We start from the raw sequence: 13,350 nt of genomic DNA on the forward strand, positions 1-13,350 counted from the left end.
TATCATGCTTGAAGTGTACTAATTCACAAATAATTTCTTACAAAATCATTCGTTAATAATCTTCAATTCATACATAATCGAATTAATAGCCCATTGATTTTGCTTTTTCGAGTACATCCTCAATTGGACCTACACTCCGGAAAGCATCTTCAGGGATTTCGTCATACTTACCTTCCAAAATTTCTTTGAAGTCATGAACAGTCTTATCAACTGGAACATAAGAACCAGGTTGACCTGTAAATTGTTCAGCCACATGGAAGTTTTGTGAGAGGAAGAACTGAATACGACGCGCGCGACCAACAAGGATTTTTTCATCATCTGACAACTCATCCATACCAAGAATTGCGATAATGTCTTGTAATTCTTTATAACGTTGGAGTACACGTTGAACCTCCATAGCTACTTCATAGTGTTCTTCACCGACAATTTCAGGTGTAAGCGCACGTGATGATGAAGCAAGTGGGTCAACGGCTGGATAAATCCCCATTTGAGTCAAGCGACGTTCCAAGTTTGTCGTAGAGTCCAAATGGGCGAAAGCTGTCGCTGGTGCTGGGTCAGTATAGTCATCGGCAGGAACGTAGATGGCTTGAATCGAGGTAACAGAACCCTTCTTGGTAGAAGTAATGCGTTCTTGTAATTGTCCCATTTCAGTAGCAAGTGTAGGTTGATAACCAACGGCAGAAGGCATACGACCCAAAAGGGCTGAAACTTCTGAACCTGCTTGTGTGAAGCGGAAAATATTATCAATAAAGAGTAGCACGTCTTGACCTTGCACATCACGGAAATATTCAGCAAGTGTAAGTCCAGTCAAAGCAACACGCATACGTGCTCCAGGTGGCTCATTCATTTGACCAAAGACCATAGCAGTTTTTTCGATAACGCCTGATTCTTTCATTTCCCAGTAAAGGTCATTCCCTTCACGAGTACGTTCCCCAACACCTGTAAATACTGAAATTCCACCATGTTCTTGGGCGATATTGTGAATCAATTCTTGAATAAGGACGGTTTTACCAACCCCGGCACCACCGAAAAGTCCAACTTTCCCACCTTTAAGATAAGGGGCAAGCAGGTCAACAACTTTAATCCCTGTAACAAGGATTTCATTTGCTGTTGATAATTCATCAAATGTTGGAGCTTTTTTATGGATTGGATTACGTTCTGCATCTTCTGCAAAAGGTTCACCGCCATCAATCACATCACCTAAGACATTAAATACACGTCCAAGTGTTGACTCACCAACTGGTACGCTGACAGCTTTACCTGTGTCAAGGACTTCAAGCCCACGAGTCAGGCCATCGGTAGATTCCATTGCAATAGTACGAACAGCACCATCACCAAGTTCCAAAGCAACTTCAAGCGTAATTTTAGTTTTTACACCATTGACATCTTTATAGACAATCAAGGCATTGTTAATCTCAGGCAATTTAGCATCAAAGCCAAATTCCACGTCAACGACGGGACCAATAACCTGAGTAATTTTACCAGAACTCAATGTTTTTCCTCCTGTTTTTATTTTCTATTACGAATACTTCACATCCCTAAGGTAGATGACTAAGAGATAGAGCATAGCAGTAGAATTTCTATTCAGTTTTTTAGTTTTATTTGCAAAAATATGCTGACAAAACAATAATTCTTTTTCATAGATTTTTATCAAGTATTGATAGAAATCTAAACTTACAATGCTGCCGCACCAGCAACGATTTCCGTAATTTCTTGTGTAATTGACGCTTGACGAGCTCGGTTATATTGAATCGTCAAATCATTGATTACTGAGTGGGCATTGTCCGTAGCAGTACGCATTGCGGTCATGCCCGCAGCATGTTCTGCAGTTTTTGCATCAACAATGGAACCATATATCATGCTTTCTGCATATTGTGGTAGTAGTTGATTCAAAATTGTTTCACGGTCAGGTTCTAACTCAAAAGTTTCAAGAGAATTTTTTTCTCCCTCTTTCTTATCAAATGAGATAGGTAACATCTTTTCCATCCGTGCATCGCTTGTCAATGAGTTGATATGGTGGTTATAGCAAACATAGAGTTCATCAAACTCTTCTGCCTGATACTCACTCACTGCTTCAGTAACAATTGCACGAACTTCTTCAAATGTGGGTTGATCAGACAAACCTCTAAGCTCATAAGAAACTTTTACTCCACGTGCCTTAAAGAAATCTGCACCTGTCCCCCCAATGCTAAAATCGTATATTCAGATTCATTTGCGTGTTTAGTTCGAAGAGTATTCATCACTGATTTCAAGATATTTGAATTATAACCACCAACTAAGCCACGGTCAGAAGTAATCACAAGGTACCCCGTCTTTTTGACTTCGCGTTTAATCATCATCGGATTTTTAGAAGGACCTTTGTCGGAAGAGACTAAATCAGTCGTAATTTTACGAACTTTTTGCGCGTACACTTGAAAAGCTTTTGCGTGTGATTCAGCCTTCTGCAACTTTGCAGCAGAGACCATTTGCATAGCACCTGTAATCTGACTCGTTTTCCTTGTTGAAGCAATTTTAGTTTTAATTTCGTTAAGTGAAGCTCCCATTAGTTAGCCTCCTTATTTAACGTAATTTGTTGTGTTTTTAAATGCTTTAATCGCTTCATCAAGTTTTGCTTCTTCTGGCAAATCTTTAGTTTCAGTAATTACGTTCAAGAGTTCTGCATAATTTGCATCGAAGAAATCAAACATTTTAGTTTCAAAATCAAGAACGTCATCAACTGGTACGTCATCAATATGACCATGTGTCAGCGCATAAAGAATCAACACTTGTTTTTCAACAGCCAATGGTTTATGCAAAGGTTGTTTCAAAACTTCAACTGTACGACGGCCACGATTTAATTTTGCTTGAGTCGCTTCATCAAGGTCAGAACCAAACTGAGTAAATGCTTCAAGTTCACGGAATGATGCAAGGTCCAAACGAAGTGTACCCGCAACTTTCTTCATTGCTTTGATTTGCGCAGCACCACCGACCCGTGACACAGATGAACCAGCATCAATGGCTGGACGTACGCCTGAATAGAACAAGTCATTTTCAAGGAAAATTTGTCCATCAGTGATAGAGATAACATTAGTTGCGATGTAAGCCGAAATATCCCCCGCTTGTGTTTCAATGAACGGTAAGGCTGTCATAGAACCACCACCAAGGTCATCAGAGAGTTTCGCAGCACGTTCAAGTAAACGTGAATGCAAGTAGAAAACGTCCCCTGGATAAGCTTCACGTCCTGGTGGACGGCGGAGCAAGAGAGAAAGTTCACGATAAGCTACAGCTTGCTTTGAAAGGTCATCATAAACGACCAATACGTGTTTGCCGTTATACATGAATTCTTCACCCATTGCAGCGCCAGCGTAAGGTGCAATATAAAGGAGGGTGAAGGTTGAGAAGCTGAGGCTGTAACGACGATCGTATAATCCATTGCACCCAGTTTACGTAAAGTTTCGACTTGTGTACGAACGGTTGATTCTTTTTGACCGATAGCAACATAGATACAAATCATATTTTGACCTTTTTGGTTCAAAATTGCATCAATTGCAACTGATGTTTTACCAGTTTGACGGTCACCGATAATCAATTCACGTTGTCCACGTCCAATTGGAACAAGAGCATCAATGGCTTTGAGTCCTGTTTGAAGAGGTTCAAAGACTGATTTACGTTGCATAACGCCTGGAGCTTTTGCTTCAACAGGACGAGTCTTTCCTGTATTGATTTCTCCGAGTCCATCAACGGGTTGACCAAGTGGGTTTACAACCCGTCCAATAAGTTCTTCACCGACTTGGATTTCCATGATTTTACCTGTACGTTTTACAGTGTCTCCTTCACGAATTGATAAGAAGTCACCAAGTACAATGATACCAACATCTGTAGCATCCAAGTTTTGCGCCATACCAAGTACACCATTAGAAAATTCAACAAGCTCACCGCTCATCGCATTTTCAAGGCCATAGGCACGCGCGATACCGTCACCAACATAGGTAACGACACCAGTTTCAGCAACTTCAAAATCTGGTGTAAAATTTTCAATTTGTTTTTTAATCAGTGAGCTGATTTCATTAGCTTTAATTGCCAAAAATATGCTCCCTTCTATAAGATTTCAGCGGCGATTTTTGCCAGTTGTGTTTTTAGTGAAGCGTCAATAATCTTTCCACGTGAGTTCACAATGAAACCACCAAGAATTTTTTCATCGACTGTATTAATAATTTTTACTTCGTTCAAGTCAAATTTGGCTTTTGTCATTTCTGCAAACTTCTCAATTTGATGTTCTGAAAGCTGAACGCTTGAAACTACTTCAACATCAGCAATTTTGAACATATCATCTGCCATATTTTTGATTTCATCAAAAATCTCAGTCAAATCTGATAATCGTCCATTTGCACGAACTGTTTTCAAAAAATTTGAAATTAATTCTGATGAAGATTGAAGTAGTGTATCAACAACTTCAGATTTTACAGTGTATGAATAGACTTCACTTGCAAAAAAAGTATTCAAATTATTTTCTTCGAACAACTGAATCATTTCATTAACTTCAGTAAGAATATTTTCAAGTTGTTCTTTTTCTTGAGCGACTTCAAGCAAGGCTTTACTGTATTTTTGAGAGTTGACTTTTGTCATACTATCACCTCGCTATACGAGTTTTTATTCGCAATCTGAACATTCATTTTAATCATGTCCAGCCTCCTTACTCGCCAAGTTTCGCTAAGTAGCTATCAATAAGTTCTGATTGTGCGGTAGCATCAAGTGATTGTCCAATCAACTTTTCTGCAATTTGAACAGAGATATTGGCAACTTCGCCTTTAACTGAATTAAGGGCTTCTTTACGTTCTTGCTCAATATCTTCTTTTGCACGTTTTTTCAAGCTAGTCGCTTCTTCATTCGCAGTTGCAAGGACTTTTGCACGATTTTGGGTGGCAGTATCGTTGGCAACTTGAATGATGTTAGCAGCTTCTTCTTTTGAACCAGCAAGCTCTGCCTGTCTTTGTTTAACTAAATCAGCTGCTTGTTTGTTGTTAGCTTCCGCTGCATCAATATCATCTGAAATTTTCTTTGCACGAGCAGCAAAGACACCAGTGATTGCTTTCCATGCAAAAGCGCGGAGCAAAATCAGCAAGATGATAAATGCACCACTCACGACAATAACGTTACCGAGAACGGTGTTCGGAGCAGCTTCTAATAATGTTGTTGGCAATTTCTACTCCTTTCTTAATGTTCTGCTATAATTTTGTGACTAATGTAAAGATTTGTCAAAAGGACAAATACATAAGCTTGGAGGGCTGAGATGAAAAGTGAAAAGCCAATCCATGCAATAGCCAAAATCCAAACTACTGGGAGGATAAAAATGTTAGAATGAATCATTTCGGCAATCAAGCCAAGCATGATTTCACCTGCAAAAATATTCCCATAAAGACGGAGTCCAAGCGAAAGAACATTGGTAAATTCTTCCAATATGTTCATTGGAAGAAGAAATTTTGGTTCTTTCCAGAAGGCAACTTTGAGATAACCTTTGAAACCAAATTTTTCTACCCCAAGCAAGTTGGCAAGGACGATTACAAGTACTGCGAGTGTCAAATCCACAGCTGAGTTCGCTGTTGGTGATTTCCAAAGCGCAATACCACTTGGTGTATCAATTTTTGTCATCAAGCCTAAGCAGTTAGCAATAAGAAGGAAAGAAAATAGGGTAAAGTTCATGAGAGAAAAACGTGGTGCTTCATAAGGGCCCACATTCTCTTTAGAAATGCCGTTGACAAAATCAACGACCCACTCAAGAACATTTTGTTTCCCTGTTGGTTTGAGCTGCATTTTGCGGCTCGCCCAGAATACCAGACCGAAGACAATGAGGACGGTCAAGATAGTCATCGTTGTGACTGTACCGTCGAATGGAATAGGTCCGATATTAAAGGTCCATGTTGATTCCATACTTGTTCTTCCTTTCTGTATTTAAAATTTCCATATTAGAAAATTTTATTGGAAAAGGAATGCCATAGCAAGGGCAATGAAGAATGTACCTTCAACGAAGGCAATACCCATGAACATTGAACCACGAAGTTTCCCTTCAAGTTCTGGCTGGCGTGCAACTGATTTCAAAAAGCTTGATACAATCAAACCATCCCCAATAGCTGCGCCGAGTGCTGCTGTACCAATAGCAAGTGCTGCGATGTCTCCATGCATTATAAGTTCCTCTTTTCTATTTTGCGATTTTCGCAATTTCATTTACTAAGAAATTCTACTACTATTCATAGTTTTTGTCAAAGACTAGCTTGAAATTTTCATAGTTTTTCATCAATTATATCTTTTTTGTCTTTGAAAGCGTTTATTGTTTTAAATTCTGTGTTTATTATCCGCTTTTTTATGGGAATCGTTAGATGTTAACATATATTTTTCATTTTTGTTAACAGCATTAAAGATTTTAGATTAAACGTTCTTCTTGGACATAGTTTATAGGAAGCCATTTTAGAACTTCTTCGATATATTTTGTCCAATAGTACCAGTCGTGTGTACCAGCGGATTTTTCATAAGTCGTATCATAACCAAAACGCTTTAACTCACTAACAGCAAATTCATTTCCTGAAAATAGCTCGTCTTGTTCACCACACCAAACATAAAGTTTTGGTTTTTCTTCCTGTTTACGTGCTGCTAAAGCGAGAATTTCATTGTCAGAGTTCTTGAACTGCTCCCAAGTTCCAAAAATTCCTCCCCAATACGCTGGGTTTTCTTCAAAACGTCCTTCCATACCATTAAAAGTGAGGACTCCAGAAAGACTTGCAACATGACTAAAGTGATTAGTTCCAAGACCCAATCTAAATGCTCCATATCCTCCCATTGAAAGTCCTGCAATAAAGTTCTTATCACGCTTTGTAGAGAGATTAGGAAAGAAACTTTGAATAACTTTAGGAAGTTCAATTGCGATTCCATCGAAGTAGTTCATCCCATAAGTCGTATTGACATAAAATCCCAAATCTGTTGATGGCATAACAATGGCGATATTTGTATGACGAACAAGCCGATCCAGTCCTGTACGCGCAAACCAAGAGTTTTCATTACCACTCATTCCATGAAGAAGATAAAGAACAGGAATATCAGTATTCTTAAAACTAGCAACTTTACTGGCTTCAGGGTAGAGAATTTTGACATTGCGATTCATGCCAAGAACTTCTGAATAGTATTCAAGATTAATTATTGCCATATTTATCCCGACACTTTTACTTGAATTGTATTTAAAAACCTTACTTTAACACTTTCTACTGCCATTCAACCTGCTGTTTTGGAAATCTCATAATAACTTTGTTACTATGTACAATCGCAGTAGCAGCTAGTAAAATCCGATGAATTTTAAAGTAGAGCTGATGTAGATTCAGTGTTGAAATTTCTAAATAACTTTTTTAGTGCCCATCGGTATTAAGAATGTTTAACTTTCAAATAGATTACCTCACCTTCGCTTAATTGGAGTTGCTTAATCTTAATAAGAGTTAAATCAGTATAAACCCGATGTTCCTTTCTATATAATAAATTCAACGTTTTAGTAGTTGTAAAACGCTTCCTTTATTGTAACATTTTATCGAAATTATTGGGGATTTATGCCCCTTTTCCAAATGGTTTTATCTTACTGTCGAAATTCGCCATAATCCTTTGATTTCAGTGAGTTTTATCGCACCGTTTTGGTCTGTTCTCAGACTTTTTACTTTATATTTTTTGAAAGTATCTAGCGTCTGTTGATTAGGATGTCCGTAATGATTGTTTTTTCCTACTGATATAATCGCTAATTGTGGTTGAATTTGTTTAATAAATTTTGGATTTGAACTCGTTTTACTACCGTGATGACCTGCTTTTAAAATATCAACTTTTAAATCTGGATAGTTTTTTAATAATTTCATTTCACCATCTTGTTCTAAATCACCTGTAAACAAAAACTTTTTCCCATAAAAATTACCATAGGTCACTATAGAATCATTGTTGTCTCCTTTTCCTGTATAACCATTGGATAGAACTTGAAGTTGACTGTTAAAGATGGAAATTTCATCACCAACTTGAGTGAGGTGGATAGGAATTTTCGCTTTTTTTAATTTATCTACAAAGTCTGGACAAGTTAATTCTCCTGGGCTAACCCATACTTCTTTAATTTTTATTTTATCAGCAAGATTTAAAAAATCACCGACATGGTCGTCATCTGTGTGAGTGAGTATGAGCTGGTCAATCTGACTCACTCCTTCGGATTCTAGGTATGGGATGAGTGTTTTGGATGCATTTGACTCTGTTTGGGCTTTTTGCCAACTTTTTTCTGGAATATTGAGTCTTCCTCCTGTATCAATCAGAATCGTCTGTTTATTAAAGCGGTCCTTTAAAAAAATGCTATCTCCTTGTCCGACATCGACTGCGGTAATGGTTGGCTGGCTTGGATTCTTGCAGATGAAAAATATAATGAACAGGCTGGATAATAGGAGCCAGCGCAGCTTTTTCTGCGTCCAAAAATCGAGCAACAGAGCTGTTATGCTCAACAAGAGTATGAGTTGTATTGCATTGGGCTTGCCCAAAATAAGCGGATAATGAAAAGGGCGGTCTACAAGCTGAATAAATGCTTCAAGTGTTTTAAAAATCCAGTTTAGGTTGAGCGTTAATCCTGTCAGTGATAATAGAAAAGCTGTCAGTAACAGTGGAAGGAGTACCAAATCAAATAGTACCCCAAAGCCAATGGTTAATAAAATAGAGAGTGGCTGGAAAATATAAAAATTGAAGATGAGTACAGGAAGTACTAGTAAGCTCAATGCTGACGATGCGATAATCATTTGTTTAAGCTTTGACGTCAAATGAACTTTTTCTGTCAGTGATTCTTTTTTGCTTATGAACAAATGAGAGAGCATACTGATGGCAAATGCATAAAATAGTGTGAGCTGACCACCTGCTGTCAGTAAAAATTTGGGACTTACAAACATTAAAATAAGTGTGGTCAGAGCAATATTATCTAAGCCTGTCAATTTAATGTTTTTTTGAAAAAGCGCTCGAAGAATCGATACTGATAAACCTGTCAAAAAAGCATAGATTATTGAAAAAGGAATTTGGAGGATATCCACAATATCTCGTCGTATTCCCAAACGTAGCAATATTTTTCGTAAGCCATCAATAAAAAAATTAACTTGCATCCCTGACAATGCAAATAAATGGATAATCCCAAGTGAGCTATAAATATCACCCATTTGCTCAAAATCTTTATCAAGATACCCAAAAAGCAGTCCTGTCATGTAGTTTGACATGGGTTTGGGAAAATGACTTTGTACCCAGACAATTGCGCTTCTCCGTAATACATGTAAGTCAAGCACTCGATTTGTTTTGATTTTCGAGATAGATGTAATGATGATTTCTCTGTAAATCCCTTGTGTTGCAAGATATTTTTGTTCATCAAAGCCATTAAAATTTCTTTGACGTTCTGGAACTTCAAGGTTTCCTGTGAAACTTATTGTGCAATTTTGTTTTAAATTCTCATAAAATTTTTTCTCTTTTTCTGACTGGAGTGTGTCATAAACTTGATATTTTTCACCAGCTTCATTTCCTTGAAAACTAAGTAAATCACCATTTACTTGAATACTGTCCGGAATAATCTTGGTTTGGGAAACGTTTTGAGCTTGTGTTGTCATTTTTTGATGGCTGTCAGTAGCGACAATGAAGAAAAAAACTGTCAGCACCAATAAAACTGGAAAAAGCAGGAAATATTTTCTATATAATGCGATACCAAGCGAGCAGGCAAAGACTAGTGCTATTACTAAATTAAAATCAAAAATGCAATAATAAAGCAAAACTGCTAAATATGCCAAAAATATCAAAGGAAACTTAGTCAACACAGATAGAATCTTTCAATTTTGCAATTGTTTTGTCGCCAAAACCTGGTACATTTCCGAGGTCTTCTACTGATTGAAAATTACCATTTTGAGTACGATAATCAATGATATCTTGCGCCTTCTTTTGACCAATACCGTTCAAAGTCTGAAGCTGTGTCAAATCGGCAGTGTTGATATTTACTTTTGATGTTTGTGATGTGGTTGTCAGTGAATTTCCCACTCCGTCAGTACTGACAGAGCTGTCAGCAGATACTCCGCTTGCCATTTCTCCCTTTTGAGGAACATACACCACCTCTTCATCTTTTAATTTTGCTGCTAAATTAACCTGATTTTGATCTGCATTTGTAGTAAAACCTCCAGCCAATTTAATCAAATCATCAACACGCATATCGCTCGAAACATCATAGACATTTGGTTTCATAACTGCTCCTTTGAGGTCAACCTCGATTTCTGTCGCTTTTGAGAAATGATTTGATGTACTGACAGAAGTTTTGTCAGCACTGACAGAACTCAATGCTGTTGCTGACATTGTGCTGTCAGTACTTTTCGGATGACTGACAAAATAAAAGATTCCACCAGCAAACAGTGCAACAACTGATAGAATCACAAGTTTCAAATTTTCTTTGATAAATTCGATTATTCTTTCCATACTTGATATTACGAAAAAAATATTGAATTGTCACTCAATATTTTCTCATCCGCCGATTTTTCACTCACTTTAATTATAAAAAAAGCGCTGTATCTCACAGCACTTCAAAGCTTTTATTTTTTTACTAGCAGAATCCTAGCTGCAATAATTGCAACAACAACAAGAATAATAATCAACCAACCTTGCCAGGTGTTCGGATTATAGCCCAAGCCACTTTTGCGCTTAACAAACCAAGGTTTTTTTCCACTGGTGTCACTAACTTCTGCCTTTATTTTAGGTTTATTATCTTTACCCAAAATATTGTTGAAAAGTTGTCTGATAATTTTCTCATCACTGTAAGAAAGTACGTTGCGCGCGTAGATTTTCTCCCCAGCCTTCGCTACAGCAATAGTCGCCAAAAGTTGTAAGATCAATGCAATCCAAGCCTCTGCTGTAGTTGAATATTGAATAGCAAAACGGCTAGTCATCAAAGTTGGACTAATAAAAGGAATAAAACTCAGCACCTTTAACACCACATTTCCAGGTACAGCAGCTCCAGCAATCCCACCAATATAACCAATCATAGATAAGAAAGCAATCGGTTGAGTAGCTTGTTGCACTTGTGACTGCTCATTAACAAGTGATGCAACAATCGAAGCCAAGAATAAATAACCCAGTATCCCAACAATTGCCATCAGGACAATATAAATGCCAAAACCAAAAGTGATTCCAGAAAGCATTCCACTAATCGCTTGAACTTGATCCATATCCTTAATAAATGGATACGCAATGCCAAATCCCAACACATAAATCCCAATCTGCGTTGCTGTTAGCATGATTACTCCGATAATTTTACCATAGTACTGCACATTTGAACTTGTTGCTGCAAGCAACGTTTCCATGATTCGACTTGATTTTTCATTACCGATTTCTTGACCAATAATCCCAACATAAAGCATCAAAAGAACAAAAATAAAGATTGAAGCAATCGTTCCAACGGCAACATTTGCTCCTGCAGCAACATCACCACCAGCTGTTGTACCCGTAGCTGTCTGTTTCTCAACTGTAAGATGTGCTGGAGCCAACAATGATTTCAAATCAGCAGAGGTTAAACTCAACCTACTCGCTGTTTGAGCAATATTGACCTGCGTCAAAGCCGATGTCAGACTGCTCTCATCAAATTTAATGTTCGAGCGAGTATTTGTAATCAGACGATAACCATCATCTGACACCAAGAGAAAGCCATCAATTTTTCCATCTTCAAGTTTAGTTTTTGCCTCACTCTCTGTTGAAACGTTAGACAAATCAGCCGAAAGATTCTTATCCGCCTTGAGAATTTGTGTAATTGCCGGTGCATTCACGACAGCCATCTGTGGTGTCTGACTCCCACCAGAACTAACAATCAACCCCACTAATAACGAAACCGCCGCCAATAAGAACGGAGAAATGACCAAAGCCCAAAAACCCGCTCCCTTGATTCGATTACGATAAATATTTTTAGCAACAAGCCAAGTCTGATTTTTCATTTGTTTCCTCCAATCAGGCGTTCAGCCTGTTCATCGCGCTCAATCTCTACTTTTTCAGCATCTTTTTCCGCAACTTCCATTCGGAAAATTTCATCAAGCGACGGTGGTGACTGAACAAAAGCCTGCACATATCCCTTTGAAGCAACTTTTTGAAAAATTTCGCGACCAACCTCGGCATTACCAAGTTTTATTGAACGGCCTCCTCCTTGCTTAGTCACAGATTTTACACCCGAAACAGCTAAAAGTTCGTCATCAGGTATTCCATCTTCTAAATAAATACGTGTTCTACCATAACTTTCTCGAATCTCTTGAACCGTTCCGTTTAAAATTGTTTTTCCATCTTTTAACATCAATAAATTATCCGATAAAAGTTCAACATCGCTCATATTATGATTTGAAAAAATAACAGCTGCCCCGTTATCACGACTTTTTTTAATCTCATTACGTAGAATTTCAGTATTGACCGGATCAAGCCCCGTAAAAGGTTCATCAAGAATTAAGAATTTTGGCTCATGAATCAACGTAGCGATAAATTGTACTTTCTGAGCGTTCCCTTTTGAGAGGGTCTGAACCTTATCTGTAGGTTTTCCAATCACTTCCACGCGCTTCATCCACTCAGCAACTTTGATTCTGGCATCGCTCCGTTTCATCCCATGAAGCTCAGCAAAATACATGATTTGGTCTTCTACCGTCATTTTTTGGTAAAGCCCACGTTCCTCAGGTAGGAAGCCAATCAGTTGTTTCGTTTTTTGTGTGATTTTTTCACCGTCCCATGTGATACTTCCTTGGTCCGCTTGGATAAAGTCCAAAATCATCCGAAAACTTGTCGTTTTACCAGCCCCATTCTGTCCGATAAGTCCCATCACTTCACCAGGTGCAACTGTCATAGATAAGTCATCTACTGCTACTTTATCACCAAAACGTTTTGTTACATTTGTGATTTGTAAGGTCATACTTCCTCCACTACTTTCTCTTAGCCTGATGCTCTTAAAAACAAGACTCATTTATAAAAGATTTTCACCTTTAATCTGAATATCATTTTTAGCTGTTCAAACTCAGTTAAATCATTTCATTTGTTTTATCAAAGCAAGTGCGTGCTATCTCCGCCCTTTCGGGCTACGCTGTCGATGCTCGCTACGGTGCTACGTGCTTCGCACGCCGTTCTGCGAACGGTCTACGCAACTTCGTTGCTACGCTGTCCGTTTGCTTAGCTGCTAAAGCAGCAAGAGCAAAAGGCAAAGCACCTAGTCGGAATGGCAATCTTTGAATTTCGTCCGATTGCCATAGGGCGTTGGCGCTTTTAGCGCCTAAGCTTCTTGGACAAGGTGACCTCATATCTTTGATGTGAGGTTGTACCTTAGATTCAGTGGCGAGTTAA

At 38.2% G+C, this 13,350-nt stretch carries 11 protein-coding genes and 2 pseudogenes; all 13 read right to left on the minus strand.

Annotated features, from left to right (window positions below):
* Positions 1–82 precede the first annotated feature (82 nt).
* The gene (gene atpD / locus FLP15_RS11815; protein ID WP_120772192.1) at positions 83–1,492 is read right to left on the minus strand and encodes a F0F1 ATP synthase subunit beta; all 1,410 of its coding nucleotides are present in this window, start codon (positions 1,490–1,492) and stop codon (positions 83–85) included.
* Between the two features lie 182 nt (positions 1,493–1,674).
* Positions 1,675–2,543, minus strand: a pseudogene (locus FLP15_RS11820) (F0F1 ATP synthase subunit gamma).
* A gap of 12 nt (positions 2,544–2,555) precedes the next feature.
* Complete coding sequence (locus FLP15_RS13885; RefSeq protein WP_420844014.1) at positions 2,556–2,942, minus strand: F0F1 ATP synthase subunit alpha; 387 nt, start codon at positions 2,940–2,942, stop codon at positions 2,556–2,558.
* A gap of 90 nt (positions 2,943–3,032) precedes the next feature.
* Positions 3,033–4,063: pseudogene (atpA, locus tag FLP15_RS11825) on the minus strand (F0F1 ATP synthase subunit alpha); the annotation flags it as partial.
* Between the two features lie 14 nt (positions 4,064–4,077).
* Positions 4,078–4,605 carry a F0F1 ATP synthase subunit delta gene (locus FLP15_RS11830; RefSeq protein ID WP_142767275.1) on the minus strand — a complete coding sequence of 176 codons (528 nt, stop codon included), beginning with the start codon at positions 4,603–4,605 and terminating at the stop codon, positions 4,078–4,080.
* Positions 4,606–4,672: 67 nt separating this feature from the next.
* Positions 4,673–5,179 carry a F0F1 ATP synthase subunit B gene (gene atpF / locus FLP15_RS11835; RefSeq protein ID WP_142767276.1) on the minus strand — a complete coding sequence of 169 codons (507 nt, stop codon included), beginning with the start codon at positions 5,177–5,179 and terminating at the stop codon, positions 4,673–4,675.
* Positions 5,180–5,193: 14 nt separating this feature from the next.
* Entirely contained in the window at positions 5,194–5,907 is a 714-nt protein-coding gene (atpB, locus tag FLP15_RS11840) for a F0F1 ATP synthase subunit A (RefSeq protein ID WP_120772196.1), read from the minus strand.
* Between the two features lie 45 nt (positions 5,908–5,952).
* Complete coding sequence (locus tag FLP15_RS11845; protein ID WP_120772197.1) at positions 5,953–6,159, minus strand: F0F1 ATP synthase subunit C; 207 nt, start codon at positions 6,157–6,159, stop codon at positions 5,953–5,955.
* Positions 6,160–6,397: 238 nt separating this feature from the next.
* Positions 6,398–7,174, minus strand: coding sequence for an alpha/beta hydrolase (locus tag FLP15_RS11850; RefSeq protein ID WP_142767277.1), 777 nt, complete (start codon positions 7,172–7,174; stop codon positions 6,398–6,400).
* Positions 7,175–7,586: 412 nt separating this feature from the next.
* The gene (locus FLP15_RS11855; protein ID WP_425351480.1) at positions 7,587–9,821 is read right to left on the minus strand and encodes a DNA internalization-related competence protein ComEC/Rec2; all 2,235 of its coding nucleotides are present in this window, start codon (positions 9,819–9,821) and stop codon (positions 7,587–7,589) included.
* A complete protein-coding gene (locus FLP15_RS11860) occupies positions 9,811–10,467 on the minus strand; it encodes a helix-hairpin-helix domain-containing protein (RefSeq protein ID WP_142767279.1) in 657 nt (218 codons plus the stop codon). The genes FLP15_RS11855 and FLP15_RS11860 overlap by 11 nt, the downstream gene beginning before the upstream one ends.
* Positions 10,468–10,580: 113 nt before the next feature.
* Positions 10,581–11,972, minus strand: coding sequence for an ABC transporter permease (locus FLP15_RS11865; protein WP_142767280.1), 1,392 nt, complete (start codon positions 11,970–11,972; stop codon positions 10,581–10,583).
* Positions 11,969–12,925, minus strand: a complete 957-nt coding sequence (locus tag FLP15_RS11870) for an ABC transporter ATP-binding protein (protein ID WP_142767281.1) — start codon at positions 12,923–12,925, stop codon at positions 11,969–11,971. Before FLP15_RS11870 ends, FLP15_RS11865 begins: the two co-directional genes overlap by 4 nt.
* Between the last annotated feature and the right edge of the window lie 425 nt (positions 12,926–13,350).

The sequence above is a fragment of the Lactococcus protaetiae genome (genome assembly GCF_006965445.1).
Classification (GTDB): domain Bacteria; phylum Bacillota; class Bacilli; order Lactobacillales; family Streptococcaceae; genus Lactococcus; species Lactococcus protaetiae.

Excerpts from the sequence above, each read along its gene's own strand:
- FLP15_RS11845 (WP_120772197.1), bottom strand. The coding sequence starts at position 6,159 with ATGCATGGAGACATCGCAGCACTTGCTATTGGTACAGCAGCACTCGGC.
- FLP15_RS13885 (WP_420844014.1), bottom strand. The coding sequence starts at position 2,942 with ATGAAGAAAGTTGCGGGTACACTTCGTTTGGACCTTGCATCATTCCGT.
- FLP15_RS11850 (WP_142767277.1), bottom strand. The coding sequence starts at position 7,174 with ATGGCAATAATTAATCTTGAATACTATTCAGAAGTTCTTGGCATGAAT.
- FLP15_RS11865 (WP_142767280.1), bottom strand. The coding sequence starts at position 11,972 with ATGAAAAATCAGACTTGGCTTGTTGCTAAAAATATTTATCGTAATCGA.
- FLP15_RS11860 (WP_142767279.1), bottom strand. The coding sequence starts at position 10,467 with ATGGAAAGAATAATCGAATTTATCAAAGAAAATTTGAAACTTGTGATT.
- atpB (WP_120772196.1), bottom strand. The coding sequence starts at position 5,907 with ATGGAATCAACATGGACCTTTAATATCGGACCTATTCCATTCGACGGT.
- FLP15_RS11830 (WP_142767275.1), bottom strand. The coding sequence starts at position 4,605 with ATGACAAAAGTCAACTCTCAAAAATACAGTAAAGCCTTGCTTGAAGTC.
- FLP15_RS11870 (WP_142767281.1), bottom strand. The coding sequence starts at position 12,925 with ATGACCTTACAAATCACAAATGTAACAAAACGTTTTGGTGATAAAGTA.